This is a genomic window from Phocaeicola paurosaccharolyticus JCM 15092 (genome assembly GCF_000613805.1).
GTDB classification, from domain to species: Bacteria; Bacteroidota; Bacteroidia; order Bacteroidales; family Bacteroidaceae; genus Phocaeicola; species Phocaeicola paurosaccharolyticus.
Window position 1 is genome coordinate 1 of sequence record NZ_BAJR01000009.1, and the last position, 23,591, is coordinate 23,591.

At 35.9% G+C, this 23,591-nt stretch carries 15 protein-coding genes and 3 pseudogenes; 12 read left to right on the forward strand and 6 right to left on the reverse strand.

The window, feature by feature from the left end; translation table 11 throughout:
• From JCM15092_RS15140 to grpE, 4 genes and pseudogenes are all read right to left on the reverse strand, one after another.
• A pseudogene (locus tag JCM15092_RS15140) lies at positions 1 to 221 on the reverse strand (galactose-1-epimerase); the annotation flags it as partial.
• Between the two features lie 95 nt (positions 222 to 316).
• A pseudogene (locus JCM15092_RS15145) lies at positions 317 to 1,602 on the reverse strand (bifunctional folylpolyglutamate synthase/dihydrofolate synthase).
• Positions 1,603 to 1,724: 122 nt separating this feature from the next.
• The gene (gene dnaJ / locus JCM15092_RS05700) at positions 1,725 to 2,903 is read right to left on the reverse strand and encodes a molecular chaperone DnaJ (protein WP_024993811.1); all 1,179 of its coding nucleotides are present in this window, start codon (positions 2,901 to 2,903) and stop codon (positions 1,725 to 1,727) included.
• A 15-nt stretch (positions 2,904 to 2,918) separates the two neighbouring features.
• Entirely contained in the window at positions 2,919 to 3,524 is a 606-nt protein-coding gene (gene grpE / locus JCM15092_RS05705; RefSeq protein ID WP_024993812.1) for a nucleotide exchange factor GrpE, read from the reverse strand.
• 197 nt (positions 3,525 to 3,721) lie between these two features.
• On the opposite strand from grpE, the gene JCM15092_RS05710 reads away from it, so the two are divergent.
• Positions 3,722 to 5,338 carry an ABC-F family ATP-binding cassette domain-containing protein gene (locus JCM15092_RS05710; protein WP_024993813.1) on the forward strand — a complete coding sequence of 539 codons (1,617 nt, stop codon included), beginning with the start codon at positions 3,722 to 3,724 and terminating at the stop codon, positions 5,336 to 5,338.
• 137 nt (positions 5,339 to 5,475) lie between these two features.
• Here JCM15092_RS05710 and JCM15092_RS05715 read toward each other — a convergent pair whose 3' ends face one another.
• The gene (locus JCM15092_RS05715) at positions 5,476 to 6,102 is read right to left on the reverse strand and encodes a CatB-related O-acetyltransferase (RefSeq protein WP_024993814.1); all 627 of its coding nucleotides are present in this window, start codon (positions 6,100 to 6,102) and stop codon (positions 5,476 to 5,478) included.
• 115 nt (positions 6,103 to 6,217) lie between these two features.
• Between JCM15092_RS05715 and JCM15092_RS17195 the strand changes: the two genes are divergently transcribed.
• Positions 6,218 to 6,358: a hypothetical protein gene (locus JCM15092_RS17195; protein WP_204367509.1), complete on the forward strand. Its 141-nt coding sequence runs from the start codon at positions 6,218 to 6,220 to the stop codon at positions 6,356 to 6,358.
• Positions 6,359 to 6,620: 262 nt separating this feature from the next.
• Here JCM15092_RS17195 and cdd read toward each other — a convergent pair whose 3' ends face one another.
• Positions 6,621 to 7,100, reverse strand: a complete 480-nt coding sequence (gene cdd, locus JCM15092_RS05725; protein WP_024993816.1) for a cytidine deaminase — start codon at positions 7,098 to 7,100, stop codon at positions 6,621 to 6,623.
• Between the two features lie 225 nt (positions 7,101 to 7,325).
• Here cdd and JCM15092_RS05730 point away from each other — a divergent pair, with 225 nt between their 5' ends.
• From JCM15092_RS05730 to JCM15092_RS05770, 10 genes and pseudogenes are all read left to right on the forward strand, one after another.
• Positions 7,326 to 9,659, forward strand: a complete 2,334-nt coding sequence (locus JCM15092_RS05730; RefSeq protein WP_024993817.1) for a glycoside hydrolase family 3 N-terminal domain-containing protein — start codon at positions 7,326 to 7,328, stop codon at positions 9,657 to 9,659.
• 211 nt (positions 9,660 to 9,870) lie between these two features.
• Complete coding sequence (locus tag JCM15092_RS05735) at positions 9,871 to 10,194, forward strand: heavy metal-binding domain-containing protein (protein WP_024993818.1); 324 nt, start codon at positions 9,871 to 9,873, stop codon at positions 10,192 to 10,194.
• A 676-nt stretch (positions 10,195 to 10,870) separates the two neighbouring features.
• Positions 10,871 to 14,092 carry a SusC/RagA family TonB-linked outer membrane protein gene (locus tag JCM15092_RS05740; RefSeq protein WP_024993819.1) on the forward strand — a complete coding sequence of 1,074 codons (3,222 nt, stop codon included), beginning with the start codon at positions 10,871 to 10,873 and terminating at the stop codon, positions 14,090 to 14,092.
• Positions 14,089 to 15,618 carry a RagB/SusD family nutrient uptake outer membrane protein gene (locus JCM15092_RS05745; RefSeq protein WP_024993820.1) on the forward strand — a complete coding sequence of 510 codons (1,530 nt, stop codon included), beginning with the start codon at positions 14,089 to 14,091 and terminating at the stop codon, positions 15,616 to 15,618. The genes JCM15092_RS05740 and JCM15092_RS05745 overlap by 4 nt, the downstream gene beginning before the upstream one ends.
• A gap of 20 nt (positions 15,619 to 15,638) precedes the next feature.
• Entirely contained in the window at positions 15,639 to 17,042 is a 1,404-nt protein-coding gene (locus JCM15092_RS05750; protein WP_084488469.1) for a PKD domain-containing protein, read from the forward strand.
• A gap of 206 nt (positions 17,043 to 17,248) precedes the next feature.
• Positions 17,249 to 18,208, forward strand: a complete 960-nt coding sequence (locus JCM15092_RS15150; protein WP_051532490.1) for a family 16 glycosylhydrolase — start codon at positions 17,249 to 17,251, stop codon at positions 18,206 to 18,208.
• Between the two features lie 5 nt (positions 18,209 to 18,213).
• A complete protein-coding gene (locus JCM15092_RS05760; protein WP_024993822.1) occupies positions 18,214 to 19,467 on the forward strand; it encodes a glycoside hydrolase family 5 protein in 1,254 nt (417 codons plus the stop codon).
• Positions 19,468 to 19,702: 235 nt separating this feature from the next.
• Positions 19,703 to 21,234 (forward strand): annotated as a pseudogene (locus JCM15092_RS15155) (glycoside hydrolase family 3 C-terminal domain-containing protein); the annotation flags it as partial.
• Between the two features lie 162 nt (positions 21,235 to 21,396).
• Positions 21,397 to 21,717, forward strand: coding sequence for a fibronectin type III-like domain-contianing protein (locus JCM15092_RS17995; RefSeq protein ID WP_439645901.1), 321 nt, complete (start codon positions 21,397 to 21,399; stop codon positions 21,715 to 21,717).
• A gap of 115 nt (positions 21,718 to 21,832) precedes the next feature.
• The gene (locus JCM15092_RS05770; RefSeq protein WP_024993823.1) at positions 21,833 to 23,527 is read left to right on the forward strand and encodes a SusR-related protein; all 1,695 of its coding nucleotides are present in this window, start codon (positions 21,833 to 21,835) and stop codon (positions 23,525 to 23,527) included.
• Positions 23,528 to 23,591 lie beyond the last annotated feature (64 nt).

A 23,591-nucleotide genomic window follows, 5' to 3' on the forward strand; every position in this document is an offset into this window, starting at 1 on the left:
TTATCAATAGTATCATGTCCTTGTACCACATTGGCAAATTTGCCATTTTTATCAGGAGCCATTATTGCTAAGAGGGCACCACCATAGTTAGTACAAGCTAACTCCATTTTATTTTTGTTTCTAAGAACAAAAAGATCAGTATATTTTCCGTTAATTTCTTTCTGAAAATCGGCTCTTTTCAAGCCGCATAAATTCTCATCTGGGTTTGATGTGTTTATCATGATATTGAAAATCTTTTTATTTGGGTTTTTATTAATATGCAAATAAAAAGATTTTCTTCGGTAATAACAAACAAAAGATTAAAAAGAAAGAGCCCCTAGTCGTGAATTTTTAATAAATCTGCAACGATAAAACTACTTCCTCCAATGTATATCATATCCGTCTCTTTTGCTGCTTCTTTTGCTGCATTAAGTGCCGTGTGGACATCACTGTAGCTGTTTCCATGTAGCCCTGCCTGTTCAGCCAACTTTTTTATTTCAGTCTCGTGTAGTGCTCTTTTGACACTCGCTTTTGTGAAATAGTATTTAGCATCTTTTGGCAAAATGTTAAGTACCCCTCTTATATCCTTATCGTTTACCATACCGATAACGATATGTAAGTTATCGTATTTTTCGTGCTTAAGCTGTTCAACTATATACGATATTCCACCAATGTTATGTCCTGTGTCGCATATAATTTTTGGATTGTCACCTATTTTCTGCCATCTTCCCATAAGACCGGTCAGTTCGCAAACGTTAGCAAATCCGAATTTTATATCTTCTTCAGACAATTTGTAATCTTTCTTCTGCAGAACTGCAATGGCAGATAGTATGGTGTTTGTGTTCTTTAATTGACACAATCCCCCTAGTTCTCCGATAACTGTGCCCAACTCTTTTGTCTGATAAACTCTTTTTCCACTGTTATCTATATCTGCCGAGATAACCCTTTTTTCTTCCTCTGCAAATATGATTGGTGACTTTACTAAGTTTGCATGAGTGATGAAGACCTCTTTTGTCTCGGAAGTAGTTTCTCCAATGACAACAGGAATACCCTCTTTCATGATTCCTGCCTTTTCATAGGCTATTTTTGCGAGAGTATCACCAAGAAACTGTATATGGTCAAAACTTATATTTGTTATTACAGATAGATCGGGAGTGATGATGTTTGTGCAGTCTAATCGCCCTCCGAGTCCAACTTCAATTACAGCTACATCAACTCTTTTTTGTTTGAAATAGTTGAATGCCATAGCGGTTGTAAGTTCGAAAAAAGAGGGATGCATTGGTTCAAATGTATCTCTGTATCTTTCTACGAAATCGACCACATACTCTTTTGATATGGGTTTGCCATCTACCTTATTCTTTCGCGGAAGTCTACAAGGTGTGGTGATGTAAAGAGGCCTGTCTTATATCCAGCCTTCTGAAGTATTGCTGCAATGGTATGTGAACAAGAACCTTTGCCGTTAGTGCCGGCAACATGTATTGTCTTGAAACTACGATGAGGATGTCCAAAAAAAGTATCAAGTTTATTGGTGGTGTAAAGTCCCTCCTTATAAGCTTCTTTCCCTATATTTTGGAAAAGTGGTGCACTGGTAAACAGATAATCTAATGTCTCTTCGTAGTTCATAATTGTAAAAATTATATTATCTAAATAGATTGTCATTTTGATCGTTATCACAAACCATATTTAGGAAAATGAAAACGTTCAAAATGACAACAATTATCTATAGTATGTAAAGTTACAGAAAGTTAATCAAAGAAATTTCTGAATTTCTTGAATATCTTCTCTTTAACGCTCGAATTTGGTTTGAAGTTATCAGAAGCATCAAGTGTCTCCATAATGTTCTTCTCCTCCTTTGTCAGTTTCTCAGGAATATAGACACTAACATTGACAAGAAGGTCACCTGTACCAGAGCTCTGTCCGTAGCTGTTAACATTAGGAAGTCCTTTGCCTCTTAATCGAAGAACTTTACCAGGCTGAGTTCCAGGTTCGATCTTGAACTTAACCTTACCGTCGATAGTAGGTATCTCAACTTCACCACCTAAGGCAGCTGTAGGAACGTTAAGCAGCAGGTTGTATATTACATCATTCTCATCGCGTATCAATTCAGGATGCTGTTCTTCTTCAATAACAACGAGCAAGTCACCAGGAATGCCATTATGTTTTCCCGCATTACCTTTCCCGTTAACGGACATTTGCATTCCTTCTGCTACTCCCGCTGGTATTTTTACCTCTACAACCTCTTCTCCATAAACTATACCTTCACCTGAGCAGACTTTACATTTGTTCTTAATAATCTTTCCCTCACCATGACATTGTGGACATACAGACTGCGACTGTACCATACCGAAAATGCTCTGCTGAGTTCTTGTAATGCTACCGGTACCATGACAAGTAGGACATGTCTCACTGCCATCATTACCCTCTGCACCTGTTCCATGACAATGGTTACACTGAACATATTTTTTTAACTTAAACTTCTTTTCTACGCCGGTAGAAACCTCTTTAAGATTAAGTTTTACTTTCACTCTAAGATCTGAGCCTCTGAATTTACGTTTCTGTGACGCGCTGTTACCGCCAAATCCAAATCCTCCAAAACCTCCGCTATGACCTCCGAATATATCACCGAACATAGAGAAAATATCGTCCATAGACATTCCCTGTCCGAATCCTCCGCCTCCATAGTTTCCGCTTGCAGCTCCTCCCATTCCTGCATGCCCGAATTGATCGTATCTAGCACGTTTATCCTGGTTACTTAATACATCATAAGCTTCAGCAGCCTCTTTAAACTTCTCTTCAGCTTCTTTATCTCCAGGGTTCTTATCAGGATGATATTGGATAGCTTTCTTTCTATATGCTTTTTTTATTTGATCGACAGTAGCTGTTTTCTCAACGCCCAGTACTTCGTAATAGTCTCTTTTTGCCATGCTTCTTATAGAATATTATTGTGCCACTACAACCTTAGAGTGACGAATTACCTTATCATTAAGTTTATAACCTGTCTGAACACAGTCTAGTATCTTTCCTTTATTATCTTCTTCAGGAGCAGGCACCATAGCTATTGCTTCGTGGTAGTCTGTATCGAAAGGCTGACCTTCAGTATCTATCTTTTCAAGACCCAGTTGCTTAAGAGTCTTAAGGAATTTATCAAATATTAATTCTATTCCTTCAAAAAGAGGTTTAGCCTCTTCTGATGGTGCGAGATTTTTAAGAGCACGTTCAAAGTCATCCAGAACAGGAAGGATAGCTGTAATAGTTTTTTCAGAGCCATTCTTAATGATCTCTGCTTTCTCCTTAATAGTTCTTTTTCTGAAATTATCGAATTCGGCAGAGAGACGAAGATATTTATCCATCTGATCTTCCAACTCTTTCTTAGAATCTTCCAACTCCTTGCTAAGTTTCTCCTCAGGAGTAAGCTCTCTATCATTATTCTCATCTGATACATGCTCTTTTGCTGAGTTATCACTTGCAGAATTAGCGTTATCTACAGTATCTGCACTCTCTTTGATTTTTTCGTCATCAATTGTACTATTCTCTTTAGAGCTCATATTATTCTTATAGTTTTTTATTGTTAATGATTAGTCACCTTTTTTGGTGTTAATAAACAGCTAGCAAAATTCATGCCGAGTTGTTTAGGTGGACTAAAGATTTTGCAAAAGTAGGCAAAATATGTCACACTGGCATATTTTATGAATTAAAATAGCTACCTTTGCAGCCTGAAAAAATAATTAATTAGATATTTTAAATGATTACAGTTTCAAATTTAGCCATTCAATTTGGTAAAAGGGTATTGTACAATGATGTTAACTTGAAGTTTACTAGTGGCAATATCTATGGTATTATCGGTGCTAATGGTGCCGGTAAATCAACATTCTTGAAAGCTATATCGGGAGAATTAGATCCGACAAAAGGCTCTATCATGTTAGGCCCAGGTGAACGTCTTTCTGTTCTGAGTCAGGACCACTTTAAGTGGGATGAATATTCTGTAATGGATACAGTTCTTATGGGACACACTGTATTATGGAATATAATGAAAGAGCGTGAAGTACTTTATGCGAAGGCAGACTTTACTGACGAAGATGGCATTAAAGTGTCTGAACTTGAAGAGAAGTTTGCTGAACTTAACGGATGGAATGCTGAAAGTGATGCAGCTATGCTTCTTAGCGGACTTGGAATAAAAGAGAACAAGCATTATATGAATGTAGGAGATCTTAGTGGTAAAGAGAAAGTACGCGTAATGCTAGCTCAAGCCCTTTATGGAAATCCTGACAATCTTCTTCTTGATGAGCCTACCAATGACTTGGATATGGATACTGTAACATGGCTTGAAGAGTATCTCTCTAATTTTGAACATACAGTACTTGTTGTGAGCCATGACCGTCACTTCCTTGACTCAGTATGTACTCACACTGTAGATATTGACTTCGGTAAGGTAAATATGTTTGCAGGTAACTACTCATTCTGGTATGAGTCAAGCCAGTTGGCATTACGTCAGCAGCAGAATCAGAAGGCAAAGGCTGAGGAGAAGAAGAAAGAACTCGAGGAGTTCATTCGCCGATTCAGCGCCAATGTTGCCAAGAGTAAGCAGACAACTAGCCGTAAGAAGATGCTTGAGAAACTTAATGTTGATGAGATTCGTCCATCATCAAGAAAGTATCCGGGTATTATCTTTACTCCTGAACGTGAACCAGGTAATCAGATTCTTGAAGTATCAGGCTTGAGAGCTGTTACTGATGATGGAACGGTATTGTTCAATGATGTGAACTTCAATGTTGAGAAGGGTGATAAGATAGTATTCCTTAGCCATGACCCACGTGCTATGACTGCACTGTTTGAGATTATTAACGGTAACAGAAAAGCTGATGCCGGTCATTACAACTGGGGTGTAACTATCACTACTGCATATCTTCCTGTAGATAATACTGAATTCTTTGAAAACGAACTTAACCTTGTAGATTGGCTGAGCCAATTTGGTCAAGGTAATGAAGTTGAAATGAAAGGATTCCTTGGACGTATGTTGTTCTCGGGTGAAGAGGTATTGAAAAAGGCAAATGTACTTTCGGGAGGTGAGAAGATGAGATGTATGATTGCTCGTATGCAGTTGAAAAATGCTAACTGTTTGATCCTTGATACACCAACTAACCACCTTGACCTTGAATCTATTCAGGCATTCAATAATAATTTGAAGTTATATAAAGGCAATGTACTATTCTCTTCACATGACCACGAGTTCATTGAGACTGTAGCCAACCGTATAATAGAGCTAACTCCAAATGGCATCATTGATAAGATGATGGAATATGATGAATATATTACTTCCGATCATATAAAAGAGATGAGATCTAGAATGTACACAGATTAAGAGTATAATAAGACAACATAAATATTAATGGAGATTGATAAATTTATCAATCTCCATTTTTTATTTCCCTATTTGTTGAATAGTTAAAATCAAGTAAAAATAAACTTTGTGACAAGTCTTGATTGTATTTTATCGTTTTACTCTGATATCACACCATTCATAATGTTCTGTAAGTTGTCTTTAACCTTGTCTGACGGCCAATTCCACCATTTTATCTCAAGCAACTTTTTAATTGTTTCATCATCAAAACGTTTGCGTATGACTTTTGCCGGTGAGCCACCTACTATTGTATAAGGAGGAACATCCTTTGTCACAAGAGCACGTGTTCCTATTATTGCGCCATCACCTATGGTTACTCCCTGCATTATAACTGCCTCGTAACCAATCCATACGTCATTCCCGATGATTATATCTCCATGATTGTCCCAAGCCTGGCCGCATTTCCATTCATCAAGTCCCCATTCGTCGGGGAATATTGGGAAGGGATATGTTGATATGGATTTCATAGTATGATTTCCACCTGTAAACATGAACTTGGCTCCACAAGCTATAGAGCAATATTTTCCTATAACCAAACGTTCATTATTGCAAAGAGGATAGTGATAAAGCACATTGTTCTTTTCAAAATCTCTTGGATCATTCACAAAATCATTATAGAAAGTGAAATCGCCAACAATTATACTTGGGTCAGTGATAACTGATTTAAGATATACACTTTCGGTGTTGTTTTTTCCTTTTCTTGGATATATCTGTTCTGGGTTCATTGTATATTATTTTTTATTCATTTTTTGGATTCCACCAATAAGATAGAGAAATCCGATTATTTCTGCTATTATAGCAGAGGTTATGTTAGCCATAGTAAAAAGCCCGCTTTTTATCATGGAAAAAGAGCCTACTGTCCCTCGCAAGAGAAAAATGGAAGCAATAGTGAATATGGCTAGCCATAGAAGAGGTAGTTTCCTTATCACACCGTCGGCTGATAAGGCATATAGGCGCATAAAGCAAAGCATACTGCTATAATTATTGTAATAATATAGGGTATGTATTCCCCATAAGATAAAGAAATCTGATTCATAAGGTTGTCTATCCCATATAATTTGAAGGCTTCATCCAGCCAGGGAATACAGATAATATGACCAACAGCCAAGAGTATGTTCAACACTGCTGCTACCTTGAGTAAAGGTATTTTTTCAAATCTCATTATATATAGTATTAGTGTTTAATATTGTATCTCTTCATTTTCTATTATGGTTAGAATATGAAGAGATAAACAGCTAAAATATTATTTCAGGAATGATTCATCAAAAGAGAGAGGCAGAAGATCTTTTACACTTTTTACAATATATATATCATCATTACTGTAAAGAATAACTCTCATAGCTTTTCCAAATCTCTTTTCAGTCTCGAGTAATACCTGACGGCAAGCTCCACAAGGAGGTATCGGAGAGTCAAGGAATCCATCTTCATTCCTAGCAGCAATAGCCAGCGTTACTACAGGTTGCTCAGGATACTGTGCGTTAGCATAGAATATAGTGGTACGTTCAGCACAAATACCTGAAGGGTATGCTGCATTTTCCTGATTGTTACCTTTAATTATTATACCATTCTTTAGAAGTGCTGCAGCACCAACAGAGAATTTTGAATAGGGAGCGTAACTATTTTTTGTTGCTTCGCAAGCTTCATCAACTAGCTTCTTATCATCCTGCTGCAGTTCTGCGTATTTACATGACTCTATATCGATTTCTAATTTTATCTTTTTCATAATAATTTACTTTATCAATTTAGCAAATTTAATATTTTTCTTATTATATAACAAAAATATGAGTATTACTGAAGTTTTATATTTCAATTATTCTTGTTAAGTTTGTTTCTCATTCTAAGTTTTAAAAGTATACATTTATGATAAAATCATATTGAATTTAAAACTCTATATTTTTTATATTTGCCAACAATCTATTAAAACGTTAAAATAATATTACTAATTACCATGAAAAAATTATTATTATCTACAATTATGTACACGGGCTCCATATTCTCTTTATGCGCACAACAAGCGCCACCAGCAATTCCATCAGATCCTGTTATAGAATCAAAAATAGAGAAACTTCTATCAAAAATGACTCTTGATGAGAAGATAGGTCAGATGTGTGAAATAACTGTAGATGTTATCTCAGATTTTTCAGACCCAAAGAATCCAAAGATAAGTGATAAGCTTATCGACAAAGTCATTGGACAATATAAGGTAGGATCTATTCTTAATGTGCCATTCAGTAAGGCTCAGACAAAAGAGATGTGGGCTGATCTGATAACTCGTCTTCAGAAAAAATCGATGAAGACTATGGGTATTCCATGTATCTATGGTGTTGACCAGATTCATGGAACAACATACACAGTAGGTGGTACATTCTTTCCACAAGGAATTAATATGGGTGCTGCTCTTAATCGTGATTTGATGAAGAAATCTTCTGAAATATCTGCTTATGAGACAAAAGCCGGATGCATACCTTGGACTTATGCTCCTGTAATGGACCTTGGACGTGATCCACGTTGGTCAAGAATGTGGGAGAGCTATGGCGAAGATACATATATTAATCAGGAGATGGCAGTAGCCTCTCTCAAAGGTTTCCAAGGAGAGAATCCAAACAATATCGGACCTAACAATGTAGCTGCATGTATAAAGCACTTTATGGGTTATGGTGTTCCTGTAACAGGAAAAGATAGAACTCCATCTTCTATATCACGTTCAGATATGCGTGAAAAATATTTTGCTCCATTCCTAGCTTGTATAAAGGCAGGTGCTCTCTCATTGATGGTTAATTCGGGAGTGGATAATGGTCTTCCTTTCCATGCAAATAAAGAACTTCTTACTAAATGGGTAAAAGAAGATCTTAATTGGGATGGTATGATTGTTACAGACTGGGCTGATATAAATAACTTATGTGTAAGAGACCATATTGCTGAGACAAAAAAAGAGGCAATAAAAATAGCTATCAATGCAGGTATTGATATGTCAATGGTACCTTATGAATTATCTTTCTGTGATGATCTGAAAGCATTGGTACAGGAAGGTGAAGTTCCAATGTCAAGAATTGATGATGCTGTTGCACGTATTTTAAGACTAAAATTCCGTCTTGGACTTTTTGAAAATCCATATTGGAATATAAAGAAGTATGATAAGTTCGCTTCTGCTGAATCGGCTGCTTTTGCTATTCAAGCTGCTGAAGAGTCAGAGGTTCTTCTAAAGAATCATGATAATATTTTGCCAATTAAGAAAGGAAAGAAAATTCTTCTTACTGGACCAAATGCTAATTCTATGCGCTGTCTTAACGGTGGTTGGTCGTATACATGGCAAGGTGATAAGGTAGATGAATTTGCTGGTGATTATAATACTATATATGAGGCATTATCTAACAAATATGGTAAAGATAACATTGTTTATGAAGCAGGTGTAACTTATAAGAGTGAGCCTAAGAGCTTGTGGTGGGAAGAGAATGTTCTAGATATTCAGAAAGCTGTTGATGCAGCTAAAAATGTTGACGTAATAGTTGCATGTATAGGAGAGAACTCATACTGTGAGACTCCTGGAAATCTAACAGACCTTACTCTCTCTGAAAATCAGATTAATCTTGTTAAAGCTTTGGCTAAAACTGGTAAACCTATTGTTCTTATTCTAAATGAAGGTCGTCCTAGACTAATAAATCAAATTGAACCTCTGGCTAAGGCAGTTGTAGATATACTTCTTCCTGGTAATTATGGAGCTGATGCTTTAGCAAATCTTTTAGCTGGAGATGCAAACTTCAGCGCACGTCTGCCATTTACATATCCTAGACTAATTAATTCACTTGCTACTTATGATTATAAACCATGTGAAAATATTGGACAGATGGATGGAAACTATAACTACGATGCTATTATGGATGTTCAGTGGCCATTTGGTTATGGATTGAGTTATAATACATATAAATATAGTAATCTTAAGGCTGACAAGAGTATTTTCAAAGCAGATGACGAAATCACCTTCACTGTAGATGTGACAAACAATGGTAAAGTAGAGGGTAAAGAGAGCGTACTTCTGTTTACTAGCGATTTGGTAGCAAGCAGCACTCCTGATAATAAACGTCTTCGTAACTTTGATAAGATATCTCTTAAACCTGGAGAGACAAAGAGTGTAAGTCTGAAACTGAAAGGTAGTGATCTTGCATTTGTTGGCTATGATGGTAAATGGATACTTGAAAAAGGTGATTTCCGTATAGCTTGCGGAGACCAGAATATGAAAATAAAATGTTCTGAAACTAAAATATGGGAGACACCTAACAAATAAACAGATATCTCTGTAACAGCGTAACTTGATAATTGAGTTCGCTATGATTTAATCACTCTTGCTACTTGATGATATATTATAAGTTGATTACAACTTTCTCTATATTTTTTCAATTGTAGCAAGAGTGATTATTTTTTTTCATTTTTTATAAATAATCCTGCAACTTTTATTCTATTACTTGCGTCTAACTAATATAATAAACATAAATAATATGATTGTAACAACAACACCCTCTATTGAAGGTAAAAGAATCGAGAGATATTATGGCATAGTTTCCGGTGAAACAATAATTGGTGCAAATATGTTTAGAGACCTGTTTGCTCGTATTCGTGACATTGTAGGTGGACGTTCTGCCGCTTACGAGGAAGTCTTACGTGAAGCAAAGGATACTGCAATACGTGAAATGGAACAGAAAGCAATGTCTTTAGGTGCTAATGCAGTTATTGGTGTGGATTTAGATTATGAAACAATAGGATCAAGCGGTAGTATGCTTATGGTAACAGCCTGCGGAACCGCAGTTAAGATAGAAGATTAATCAGTTTAAGTTTAGTAAGTAGTAAATGTCGCTAAGGCTTCTTTGCAACAATATGTTGCAAGGAAGCCTTTTTTATATATAAGAGATTATGCTTGCAATTATAAAAATGGCTCAGTTAATATAGCTGTGTCGCAAAATATGTCATGATCGGTTAATAAATCAATCATGATCGGTTTAGCAATGAATCATGATCGGTTGAGTGATGAATCATGATCGGTTGAACAGTTTATCGTGATTCGTTTTCTGAATGATCAGAAAAGTTGATCCTCTTTTTACTTTGCATGAAAAAAGATAATATTATTATAAAGGGGAAATAGGAATTGTTTAATCGCCAAAGTTACTTAGTAAGCCATAAAAATGAATACATCTTTATAGATAAAATAGTATGAAAAAGACATATTTATTAGTGTGTTTTATACAATTATTGTTGCTTATTTTTGTCTTTTTGATACTCTTTCATTATTAATATTATCTATATTACATCCACTTTTTATAACAAATCATAACGTTATAATATGTTTATAATCAACGATATAATTAATATAAGGATTAATAATAATCCACTTACTTATTATATGTTTGATTTTATTCACATTTTCATTAATATATTTGTTTTGCCTCAATAAAGAAGTGGCAAAAAAGTAAATATATAGTTAACCTATTAAACGAATGATTTATGAAAAAGAACAAGGTTACCAAATTTATTTATTCGGGCTTATTATTAATAATGTTACTAGTATTATTTCCAGTAACATTGTCAGCCCAAAATAAAATGGTCATTGGCAAAGTAGTCGATTCATCTAATGAGCCAATCATTGGAGCCTCCGTATTGGAAAAGGGTACTCAGAATGGTACCATTACTGATATTGATGGCAAATTTGATTTGAACGTCGCATTAGGAAAGACACTAATTATCTCTTACATCGGTTATCAATCACAAGATGTCAAGGTAACTGATACAAACATTACTATTATTCTTAAAGAGGATACAAAAACTCTTGATGAAGTTGTAGTTGTTGGTTATGGTGTTCAGAAAAAAAGTGTAGTAACTGCAGCCATAAGTAAAGTTACTGCTGAAGAACTAAACTCAGCTAAGCCATCTCGTGTAGAGGACGCTCTGAAAGGAAAGGTTTCAGGTGTTCAGATAACACAAAGTTCCGGCCAGCCAGGTTCTGACTCAAAGGTAAGGATTCGTGGTATCGGTACAGTAAACAATTCTGAACCTTTATATATAGTTGATGGTATGCCTGTTGATGGTGGCATTGGTTACCTTAATCCTGTTGATATTGCATCTGTAGAGATTTTGAAAGATGCTGCTTCTGCTGCAATCTATGGTGCTAGAGCAGCAAATGGAGTTGTACTTGTTACAACAAAGACAGGTGTTAGCGGCAAAACAACCATAAACTATGATTTTAGTTATGGATGGCAGAATCCATGGAAGAAAAAAGCTGTACTTAATGCAACAGAGTATATGACTATAATGAATGAGATGGACATTAATGATGGTAATTCTCCTCGTTATTCTCAAGAACAAGTTGCACAAGCCGGTAAAGGTACTGATTGGCAAGATCAAGTTTTTAACTATGATGCACCTATTCAGCAACATCAGGTTAGTATAAATGGTGGTAATGATAAGAACCAATATTTCCTCTCTTTAGGATATTTTGATCAAGAAGGTATTGTGGGAGGTAATCATGGCAAGTCTAACTACAAACGTTGGAGTTTACGTTCTAACTCAACCCACACAATCTTTGAAGATACTTCAAGAAAATTCCTTAATAAGTTAAAGGTAGGAGTGAACATAGGTTATTCAAGGATTACTTCTACAGGTGTTGAGACAAACACAGAATATGGATCTATTCTTGGTTCTGCTGTAACTTTTTCACCTTTAGTTCCTGTTTATGCTTCTCAAGAGGAAGGTGATGCTATTCTTAAAGCATTTCCTACAGCTGTGACTGATGGTAGAGGTGGTGTATTCTCTCTCCCTCCATCTGGATATCAGGAGCTTGCTAATCCGGTAGCACAACTATATGCTCCAACTTTGACAAAAAATAATGAAGACAAGTTCGTTGGTTCATTCTATGCTGAACTTGATATTCTCCCTGGATTGACATTTAAGAGCAGCTATGGAGCAGACCTAGCTTTCTGGGGTGCAGATGGATATGGCTTTGAATATTATATGTGCTCTATGAAAAAGAATGAGCAGAGCTGGGTACAGAGTGAGATGAACAGAGGATTCAAATGGCAGGTTGAGAACTTGCTTACATATAATAAGAGTCTAGGCGAACACAATTTCACAGTTGTTCTTGGTCAGTCAGCACAGAAATATACATATCGTAATCTTGGAGGTAATGATTATAGCCTTCTAGAGACTGATCCAACTAAAGCAAATATTAATTCAGCTGTTGGTACTCGTGATGACGAGAGAGTATGGGGTGGTACAGGTGGTTATAACTTTACTGCATTGGCTTCATATTTCGGTCGTATCAATTATAACTATGCAGAGCGTTATATGTTACAGCTTACTGTACGTCGTGATGGATCTTCACGTTTCGGTCCAGATCATAAATGGGCTACATTCCCAGCTGTTTCTGCAGGATGGAATGTATTAAATGAACCATTCTTACAAGATGCTCGTCCTGATTGGTTCAACAGTTTGAAACTTCGCTTTAGCTGGGGTAAGAATGGTAATGAAAACATAGGTAACTTCCGTTACACAGCTCTTATGGATGGTGGTCAGAACTACTATTTCGGTGGAGGTTATAGTGTAGCTGATGGTGCGAAAAGTGGTGAAATGCAATATGGCTCATCTCCATCAGCATTGGCAAATGCAAATATCAAGTGGGAAGAGTCGGAACAAATTGACCTTGGTCTTGATGCTCGTTTCTTCAGAGACAGACTTAGCTTTGGTATTGACTACTTCGATAAGAAAACAAATGGTATGTTGATGGATCAGCCTATTCCAAGTTATGTTGGACAGAGTGCTCCAATGAGTAATCTTGGTAAGATGAAGAACTGGGGTATTGAGTTAGAAGCAGGATGGAAGAATTCTATAAACGATTTCCAATATAGTATCTCTGCTAATGCTTCTTATCTGAAAAATAAACTTATCAATTTAGGAAATGCATCAGGTGAGACAAACTATGAAAATGGAGGAGCTTCAGGTGTTGGAGATTACGTTCATGCAAAGAATGGTGAAGTTTGGCCATATTTCTATGGAATGAAGACAGACGGATTATTCCAGAATCAGGCTGAAATAGATGCATATGTTAATGATAAAGGTCAAAAGATGCAACCAGACGCACAACCTGGTGATGTTAAATTTGTAGATACAAACAATAATGGAGTAGTAAATGATGATGACCGTACCAAAATTGGTAAAGGTATGCCTGACTGGACATTTGGTTTAACACTTGGAGCTGATTGGAAGGGATTTGATTTGAATCTATTCTTCCAAGGTACTTTAGGAAATGATATATTTGATTTTGCACAAAGAGGTGATATACCGGCAATGAATCGTCCTGCATGGGTTATGGATCGTTGGATCGGTGAGGGTACATCTAATAAGATTCCAAGAATGACAAGTGCAAATCCAAACAAGAACTGGAGAGCTTCAGATATCTATATCAAAGATGGTTCTTATCTACGTCTTAAGACAGCTCAACTTGGTTATACTCTACCTGCTTATCTAACAATGAAAGCTTCTATTCAGAAATTAAGAGTTTATGTATCTGCTGAGAACCTGTTGACATTTACAAAATATGATGGATTTGAACCTGAGCTAGCTTCAGGTGGATATACAACTATTGGAGTTGATAAGGGCATCTATCCTCAATCAAGAACAATATCTGTTGGTGCAAACATAACTTCTAAAATCCTTAAAAATAATAGAATATGAAAAAATATATTATATATGCCGCTTCGTTGATGGTATCATCTTTGATCACATTGACATCCTGCGGAGATGATTTTCTTACTGCAGGTCCTACTGAGAAGCCTGAAGCTGGTGCAGAAGCTACTGAAGGAGCTATACTTTCAAGTTTAGGCTCTGCATACCAGATCCTCTTGTTCGACAGTTATGCAAACAATAACTATAATAGCATACTATTAATGTCTGACCTTCGTTCTGATGATATATATAAGGGTGGTGGTGATGCCGGTGACCAATCAGCACTTTATTCACTCTCTCAATTCAAGATCAGCCCATCTGAAAGTCTTGGTGGTCTTTGGAGTATCTATTTTACTGGTCTTGCACGCTGCAACAATGTCATCATAGCATGTAATAATGCTGTAGGTGTGCTTGATGCCAAGAAAACTCAATATAATGCTGAGGCTCATTTTCTAAGAGCATATTATTTGCATTTGTTGTGGAAGTTCTTTGGAAACATACCATATTTTGAAGAGCCTCTAAAGGATCCATATATGGCAAAACAGCTCAGTGCAGACGAGATTTATACAAAAATTCTTGCTGATCTTGAAATAGCATGTCAGGATGGTGCCTTAGCAATGAATACAAATGACGGTACCAGTAGAGGACGTGTTTCTAGAGCTGCTGCTTTGATGTTAAAAGCCAGAGTCGTAATGTATCAAAAAGATGAAGCAAAATATGCAGAAGTTGCGAATGATATGGCTACAATCATAAAGAGTGGCAACTTTAAACTAATGAAAGATTTTAATGCTATCTGGGTTGATGAGAATGAATTTTGCAGTGAATCAATATTTGAAAGCAATCAGATGCCTGAAGGTAAAACTTGGTCAAGTGGCTGGGGTGGATATGGAACAAACTTGCCAGCTTTCATCTCTCCAAATGAACTAAAAGATCCTAACGATATTTTTAAAGGTGGTTGGGGTTTTGGTCCAGTACGTATGGCTGCTTACAATATGTATGAAGATGGTGATAAGCGTCGTGACGGTTCTATTAATGATTGGCGTGAGGCTACTTATGGTAAACGTTTCCAAGATACAGGTCTTTTCCTGAAAAAATATGCAGCCCGTGTTGGATACAACCCTCCTCCTGGAGATGTTGACTTGAATTACTGTAACAACGTCCGTATATTCAGATATGCAGAGACTCTTCTCAACTATGTTGAGCTTGTAAAGATTAATGGTGTAGCAGAACAACAAGGTGTTAGCGCTCAGGAGTGTCTTGATCAGATAAGAGAGAGAGCATTTGGTGCACCTAACTCAATTCCTGCAACTGCTGTCAATATTAAGGCAGAACGTCATAAAGAGTTTCTTGGTGAGGGAATGCGTTTCTATGATCTAGTTAGATGGGGTGATGCTGCTACCGTATTGACAGAAAACGATGCTGCACACAATTCTGTCCGTACTTATAGTGATAAAAATAGATTTATTCCTATTCCATTGAGTGAAATTGAGAAGACTAAAGGAACAGAGTTTGAGTTAAAACAGAATGAGTATTAACCAATTGTAAATACTATACAATGATGAAAAATATATTTAAATCACTTGTCATGATACTCATGGGTGTTTTTGTCATGACTTCATGTGATCCACAAGATAATGATGACAATGCTTTAGGGCAATTACCTCTGGCTAGTCAGTTGGACTTTACTTTCACACCATCGGCAGAGAAACCTAATGTGGTAGCTTTAAAGAATGAATCATCTCTTAATGGTGTAGCTACTTGGGATTTTGGTAATGGTGGTAAGGGTAAAGGTGATAATGTAACTGCATCATTCCCTTTCAAGGGTGATTATACTATCTCTATGACTCTTTATACTACTGGAGGATCAACTACAATAACAAAAGTAATATCTATTACCAATGATGATATGTCACTTCTTGATACTCCTATGTACAATGCACTAACCGGTGGAGCTGCAAATCTTAATGGTAAGACATGGGTGTTTGATCAATATGTAGCCGGTCACTTCGGCGTTGGACCTGCTGACGGAAGTACTCCATCTTGGTGGTCATGTCCTGCTGATGGAAAATTGCAATCAAGCATGTATACCCAGGAGTTCACTTTTATACAGGTAGGTGTTAAGATGATATGGAAAAACAATGGATATGTATATACAAATTCAGCAGGTAAAGATGCTCTTGGAGGTACTGCTATTGTGCCGGGAGCCGGTGACTTTGATGTAGAGTATACACCTAAAACATCATATACTTATACTCTTGATGAGGTAAACAAAACTATTACTATAAGCGATGGTGGATTCTTCGGACATTATACCGGTACTTCAACATATCAGATTCTTAAACTCACAGATGATGAGATGTATCTTAAGGTTGTTAGTACAGTTGAACCAGGCAATGGTTGGTGGTACAGATTTGTTCCAAAGGAGAAGAATGTCAAACCTATTGTTCCTATGAAAGCTGTGGCTTTAGCTGAAAATTTTGAGGCAGAAAAGTTGAAGATTGATTTTAAGAGAGAGAGTATGGGTAAACTAGACTCTATTTATTCTAATCCTGCACCTTTAGCTCTTAACAGTTCTAAGAGAGTCTATCTCTACGAGAAGAGTACAGAATTATACTCTAATGTATCATATACTGTATCAGGCTATAAATTTGATCTTTCAACTCTGAATAAGGTAAGAATTAAGGTCTTTATTCCATCTTACAATGACTATTCTGTTGATAAACTTAAGAAACAGGTTGCAGTTAAACTTCAGAATAATGATAATGGTGGAAATGCTTGGCAGACACAGACAGAGGTTGTTAAGGGTGATCTGCCTACAGATAAGTGGATAGAATTGGAATTTGACTTCAGCACTGTGAAAGATCGAACAGACTATGATAAGATAGTAATACAGTTCGGCGGTGAAGGCCATAATGTTCCTGGAATATTCTTCTTCGATGATTTCTCATTTAGCGAATAAATTAATATAAACATGTAATAAGAGGTAGTTTAAATAACTACCTCTTACTTAAAAAAATAAGTTATGGCTTTTTGGTGGACATTACCTCTTTTTATCTGTGTATCATGCTCAAGTTCAAATGATGAGTTACCAGATGAAAAAAAGTAAGTATTGAGGTTACTCAAGATAATTTTGTTGCAGATTCTGGAGGTGGTGAGAAAACTATAGTGATTAAGTCAACTCATCCATGGAATATAAAGTCTGATAATCAGGAGTGGTATACACTCTCTGCTGACAGAGGATATACTGGTGAGTCTGCTATAAAAATTAAGACACAGAGGAATCTTGATGATAAAGTTAGAACGGGATTACTTAAGTTTTACGTGGGTAATGATTGTATAAAAGAGTTTCATTTTTCTCAAGCTAAGGGAGTTCTAGTAAGCTATGTACCTCAGGGATATAGTCTTGTTTGGAATGACGAATTCAATCAAGAGGCTGCTGCTGGTGGCAAGCCCTCTCTACCTAGTTCAGAATGGTGGTATGAAAAAGGTGATGGAGGTTGGGGAAACCATGAGATACAAAATTATGTAGCTGGTTTTCAAGGTACCGACACTTGTGCAATAGTAAAAAATGGATCATTAAAAATAATAGCAAAAAAGGTTCAGGATAAGGTGTTGTCTGTTAGAATGAATACCAATAAAAGCTGGAAATATGGATATTTTGAGGCAAGGCTCAAATTACCAAAAGGAAAAGGTACATGGCCGGCTTTTTGGATGATGCCGGTAAATTTCAATGCTTGGCCAGATGATGGAGAGATTGATATTATGGAAGAGGTAGGATACAGACCGGGATACGTTAGTTCATCAATACATTGTAAATCATATTATCACTCTATAGGTACTCAGAAAACAGGCGAACAGTATATTGCAGATTGTTCAGACGACTTTCATATCTATGCTCTGGAGTGGACAGAGAGCTATATAAAAGGATTCGTCGATGGAAAATGCCATTTCACTTTCAATAATGATAACAAAGGTGATAAAAATACATGGCCATTTAATACTCTTTTTTATCTAAAACTAAATCTTGCTTGGGGTGGCGATTGGGGAGGAGCACAAGGAGTTGATGAAACAGCTCTTCCTACGACATATGAGATAGACTATGTTCGTGTATATCAGAAAAATTAATAGGTATGAAAAAAATATTACTTCTGTTGCTTTTATGTGTTTCAATAGGTACATATTCTTATGCAACAATAAAAAATGCTCAAAATAGAATAGTCTCTTTTTTGAGAGTGTCAGAACAAAATATAGTTAAAGAGGATGGATCTAAACACTTAATTCTAGGTACTAATTTGGGAAACTGGCTTAATCCTGAAGGTTATATGTTCGGTTTTCAGAAGACTAATGCGCCTTGGAAGATAAACCAGATGCTTTGTGAGCTTATTGGTCCTGATGATGCCGCAAAATTTTGGAAGGAGTTTAAGGAAAATTATATAACAGAGAAAGATATTGAGTTCATAGCATCGACAGGGTCAAATACAATAAGATTGCCATTCCATTATAAACTTTTTACAGATGAAGATTATATGGGATTAACCTCTCAACAGGATGGATTCAAAATTGTAGATAAAGTAGTAGAATGGTGTAGGAAATATAATATATACCTCATACTCGATATGCATGATGCTCCTGGTGGTCAGACTGGTGATAATATAGATGACAGTTATGGTTATCCATGGCTATTCGAGAGTGAAACTAGCCAGAAAAAGTTTTGTGATATATGGGAGAAGATAGCTGAACACTATAAAAATGAGCCGGTAATTTTAGGTTATGAACTCATAAATGAGCCTATAGCACCATATTTCTCAAATATGGATGAGATGAATGCCAAATTAGAACTTCTTCAAAAGCGTGCTGTTCAAGCTATCAGAAGAAAAGATAAAAGACACATAATTCTTCTTGGAGGTGCTCAATGGAATGGGAATTTTAAACCATTTTCAGACTGGAATTATGATAACAATATCATGTATACTTGTCATAGATATGGTGGTGAGGCTACAAAAGCGGCAATACAACAGATTATTGATTTCCGTGATAAGGTAAATCTTCCTATGTATATGGGAGAGATTGGACATAATACAGATCAATGGCAAGCTGATTTTTGCAAGGTTATGAGAGATAATAATATAGGTTATACATTTTGGCCATACAAAAAAGTGGACAACTCATGTTTCATGGCTATAAAAAGACCTGAAGGATGGCAATCTATTATAGATTACTCCGAGAAAGCAAGGATTACCTTCAAAGATATAAGGGATGCGCGTCCTGACCAGGGTGTAACTAAAGAGCTCTTGAAAAAGTTTATTGAAAACTCAAGATTTGAGAACTGCTTAGTACAAGATAGCTATATCAAATCACTTAATATAAACACTGACAATAACTAATTAAAACATGAACAAATCGAAGGTTATTAATATTTGTCTTGGCCTGTTTCTATTTGCAAATCAGACTTTTGCTCAGATGAATATTGCTGCATATCTAGATGATTCGCAGCCTATAGAAAAAAAAGTTGAAGATGCTCTTAACAGAATGACTCTGGAGGAGAAGATAAAGATGATCCATGCACAATCTAAATTTTCATCTCCTGGAGTACAACGTTTGGGAATTCCAGATGTATGGATGACTGACGGACCTCATGGAATACGTCCAGAAGTTCTTTGGGATGAGTGGGACCAAGCTGGATGGACAAATGATTCATGTACAGCTTTCCCGGCACTTACATGTCTTGCTGCTACTTGGAACAGTGATGTTTCTTACCTCTATGGTAAGAGCATTGGTGAAGAGGCAAGATATAGAAACAAGGCAGTTCTTCTAGGACCAGGCGTTAATATTTATCGTACTCCTTTGAATGGAAGAAATTTTGAATATATGGGTGAGGACCCTTATCTGGCATCTAAGATGGTAGTACCTTACATTCAAGGAGTACAAAGCAATGGTGTTGCAGCATGTGTAAAACATTATGCTCTTAACAATCAGGAGGTAAATCGTCATACTACAAATGTGATAATAGATGATAGAACATTGAGGGAGATTTATCTTCCGGCATTCAACGCTGCTGTTACAGAAGGAAAAGCTTGGGCAATAATGGTTCATATAACTTATACAAGAACCAACATTGCTGCCATAATGAATATCTTCTCAATAATATTCTTAAGAAAGAGTGGGGATTCGATGGAGTAGTTGTATCTGACTGGGGAGGAACTCATAATACAAAAGAGGCTATAACTAATGGACTTGATATGGAGTTTGGCTCTTGGACAAATGGATTGTCTAATGGTACATCCAATGCTTATGATAACTACTATATGGCTTTCCCTTATCTGAAAATGATTAAGAGTGGAGAGGTTGGTACAAAGGAACTTGATGATAAAGTAAGAAGAGTCTTGAGATTGATTTTCCGAACATCAATGAATAGAAATCGTCCATACGGAACTCTTTGTTCTCAGGAACATAGTGATGCTGCAAGAAAAATAGGTGAAGAGGGTATAGTGCTTCTTAAAAATAGTGGTAATATTTTACCTCTTAATTTATCTACAAATAAGAAGATTGCAGTTATAGGTGAGAATGCACTTAAGATGATGACTGTAGGTGGAGGTAGCTCTTCACTGAAAGTGAAATATGAAATTTCTCCACTTGATGGTATTATCAAAAAGATTGGAGATAAAGCAAAAGTGGTATATGCAAGAGGCTATGTAGGTGATCCTGGAGGTGAATATAATGGAGTTAAATCAGGTCAGGATCTTAATGATTCAAGAAGTGAACAAGAGCTTATTAATGAGGCTGTCTCAGTAGCAAAAGATGCTGAATATGTTATATTCGTTGGAGGATTAAATAAAAGTAAAAATCAAGACTGTGAAGACTCTGACAGAACTTCATTAGAATTACCATATGCTCAGAATAAACTTATTGATGCATTGGCAAAATGTAATAAGAATATTATTGTAGTTAATATTTCAGGAAATGCAATAGCGATGCCTTGGGTTGATAAGGTCTCTTCAATACTTCAGGTGTGGTATCTTGGGACAGAAGCAGGAAATGCAATAGCTAACGTACTTACTGGTGCTGTTAATCCATCTGGTAAACTACCGTTCACTTTTCCTAAATCACTTGAGGATGTGGGAGCACATAAACTTGGTCAATATCCAGGTGTAAAAAGAGAAAATGAAGATATTTATGATCAGAAGTACAATGAGGGTATTTTTGTCGGATACAGATGGGCAGATAAGAATAAAACAAAACCTCAATTTGCATTCGGGCATGGATTGAGTTATACATCATTCTCAATGACTGGTTTTTCTCAGAGTACAAAAAGTATGACTTCTGATGATGTTATCACTTTTACTGTTGATGTGAAGAATATAGGAAAAGTATCCGGAGCGGAGGTTGTTCAGCTATATGTAAGTGATGAAAAATCTTCTCTTCCACGTCCTATTAAAGAACTGAAAGGATTTAAGAAAGTCTTCTTGGAGCCTGGTGAATCTGAAAAAGTTACATTCACAATAGGTAAGAAGGAACTTAGCTTTTATGATGATACAAAAGGTCAGTGGATTGCTGAACCAGGGAAATTTACAGCTCTGATTGGTAACTCTTCTGATAATATTATAGGTAAGATAAACTTTGAACTGAAGCGATAATCTGATGTTTTTTCAATATTTAAGGTAGATGTAAAAGAAAAGGACTTTATCAAAAAGTCTTTTTCTTTTTTGCGTTATAAATAAAAAGCATTATTTTTCACTATAATCTAATCATATGAAAAAAATACTCCTATCATTGCTTATCTCATTTTGTGCCATTTTTACTGCACAATCTGTAAACTTAGACTCTCTCTATAAGTGTCTTGATAAAGAGATAAACAGTTCAAGTATTTATGTAACTGAACATGAAAATAAGATTTCTACTCTTAAGAAAATGCTTGAAGAGGTTGAGGATGGTAAAGAAAAATATAATATCTCTTTTAAAATATTTAAGGAGTACAAATCATTCATCAATGATTCAGCCTTGACATATATAGAGAAATGTATTGATTATGCTGATAAGATAAATAGGAAAGATCTTTCTGATAATTGTAAATCTCTGCTTGCTTTTCAATGTTCTACAGCAGGAATGTATACTGAATCATTAGATATTCTAAGAAGTATAAACAAAAGGAATTTAAAAAAAGAGGATTTAGGGAACTACTATATAGCATTTAACCATGTATATGGTGAGCTATCATATTATACACAATTAAATCATTTAAGAGCCTTTTATGCTGATAAGGCTAATGCATATAGAGATTCAGTCTTTTATACTGTAGATCCATCTAGTGAAGATTATCTTTTGAAAAAGGAGACACAGCTTGTAAATGAGAATAGACTTGAAGAGGCTCTAAAGGTGAATGATGAACGTCTGAAAAAAGTCACTTATGGTACTCACGAATATGCTATTGTATCATACTACCGCTCACAGATTTTCAGAAGTATGAATCAGTTGGATAGTGTGAAATGTTGGCTTGCCCTTTCAGCTATAAGTGATATTCGCAACTCAGTTATGGACCACGCTTCTTTATGGAACCTAGCAGATTTACTGAATAAAGATGGTGACTTGGATAGGTCGTACAAGTATATCAAGTTATCATGGAATGAAACTACTGTCTTTAATGCAAGAGTAAGAAGTTGGTTAGCTTCGCCTATTTTGTCAATGATAGATAATAAATATCAGACTTCAATAAAAGAGAGAAATGAGAAACTAAGAACATTTGTTATTGTTATCAGTGTCTTATCTGTTCTTCTGCTGATTGGTGTTTTCTATGTCAATCACCAAAGAAAGAAATTGTCAATGGCAAGGAACCAGATGAAAATTATCAATAATCAACTTAAAGAGTTGAATGATGAGCTAAGTACAGTAAACGATAATCTTGATAAGAGCAATCACGATTTATCAGTCGTTAACGAGAAACTGTCACATTCAAATAGCCGGCTTAATGAGTCAAATAGAGTTAAGGAGGAGTATATTGGTCGTTTCCTCAGCTTATGCTCTATTTATATAGACAAGCTGGATGGTTTTAGAAAACAGGTAAATAAGAAAATGAAGAATAATGAGATGGAGCAACTTTTTCAGCTCACCAAATCTCTTGATTTCAGAGAGAAGGAGTTGACTGAACTATATTCTAATTTTGATGATGCTTTCCTTCATCTTTTTCCAAATTTTGTTGAGGAGTTCAATGCTCTATTGAAAGAAGATTCGAAGATAACTCTTACTGATGTTAATATACTTACAACTGAGTTGCGTATTTTTGCACTAATACGCCTTGGAATTGATGATAGTTCCAAAATTGCAGATTTTCTTCACTACTCAGTAAATACCATTTATAATTATAGGGCACGTGTGAAAAATAATGCTAATGGTAATAGAGAAGATTTCGAGCGGAGAGTAAGGAGTATTGGGCTTACTTTCGAAAAATAGTACTACAAGTTTTTAATAAAAGTAAAAATAAGCTATCAAATTAAACCTTTTGTTTTTACATCCT

What these genes read in the sequence shown, in the direction of transcription:
- dnaJ (WP_024993811.1), bottom strand. Translation starts at nt 2,903, where the DNA reads ATGGCAAAAAGAGACTATTACGAAGTACTGGGCGTTGAGAAAACAGCT.
- grpE (WP_024993812.1), bottom strand. Translation starts at nt 3,524, where the DNA reads ATGAGCTCTAAAGAGAATAGTACAATTGATGACGAAAAAATCAAAGAG.
- JCM15092_RS05710 (WP_024993813.1), top strand. Translation starts at nt 3,722, where the DNA reads ATGATTACAGTTTCAAATTTAGCCATTCAATTTGGTAAAAGGGTATTG.
- JCM15092_RS05715 (WP_024993814.1), bottom strand. Translation starts at nt 6,102, where the DNA reads ATGAACCCAGAACAGATATATCCAAGAAAAGGAAAAAACAACACCGAA.
- JCM15092_RS17195 (WP_204367509.1), top strand. Translation starts at nt 6,218, where the DNA reads ATGGAAAAAGAGCCTACTGTCCCTCGCAAGAGAAAAATGGAAGCAATA.
- cdd (WP_024993816.1), bottom strand. Translation starts at nt 7,100, where the DNA reads ATGAAAAAGATAAAATTAGAAATCGATATAGAGTCATGTAAATACGCA.
- JCM15092_RS05730 (WP_024993817.1), top strand. Translation starts at nt 7,326, where the DNA reads ATGAAAAAATTATTATTATCTACAATTATGTACACGGGCTCCATATTC.
- JCM15092_RS05735 (WP_024993818.1), top strand. Translation starts at nt 9,871, where the DNA reads ATGATTGTAACAACAACACCCTCTATTGAAGGTAAAAGAATCGAGAGA.
- JCM15092_RS05740 (WP_024993819.1), top strand. Translation starts at nt 10,871, where the DNA reads ATGAAAAAGAACAAGGTTACCAAATTTATTTATTCGGGCTTATTATTA.
- JCM15092_RS05745 (WP_024993820.1), top strand. Translation starts at nt 14,089, where the DNA reads ATGAAAAAATATATTATATATGCCGCTTCGTTGATGGTATCATCTTTG.
- JCM15092_RS05750 (WP_084488469.1), top strand. Translation starts at nt 15,639, where the DNA reads ATGATGAAAAATATATTTAAATCACTTGTCATGATACTCATGGGTGTT.
- JCM15092_RS05760 (WP_024993822.1), top strand. Translation starts at nt 18,214, where the DNA reads ATGAAAAAAATATTACTTCTGTTGCTTTTATGTGTTTCAATAGGTACA.
- JCM15092_RS17995 (WP_439645901.1), top strand. Translation starts at nt 21,397, where the DNA reads ATGACTTCTGATGATGTTATCACTTTTACTGTTGATGTGAAGAATATA.
- JCM15092_RS05770 (WP_024993823.1), top strand. Translation starts at nt 21,833, where the DNA reads ATGAAAAAAATACTCCTATCATTGCTTATCTCATTTTGTGCCATTTTT.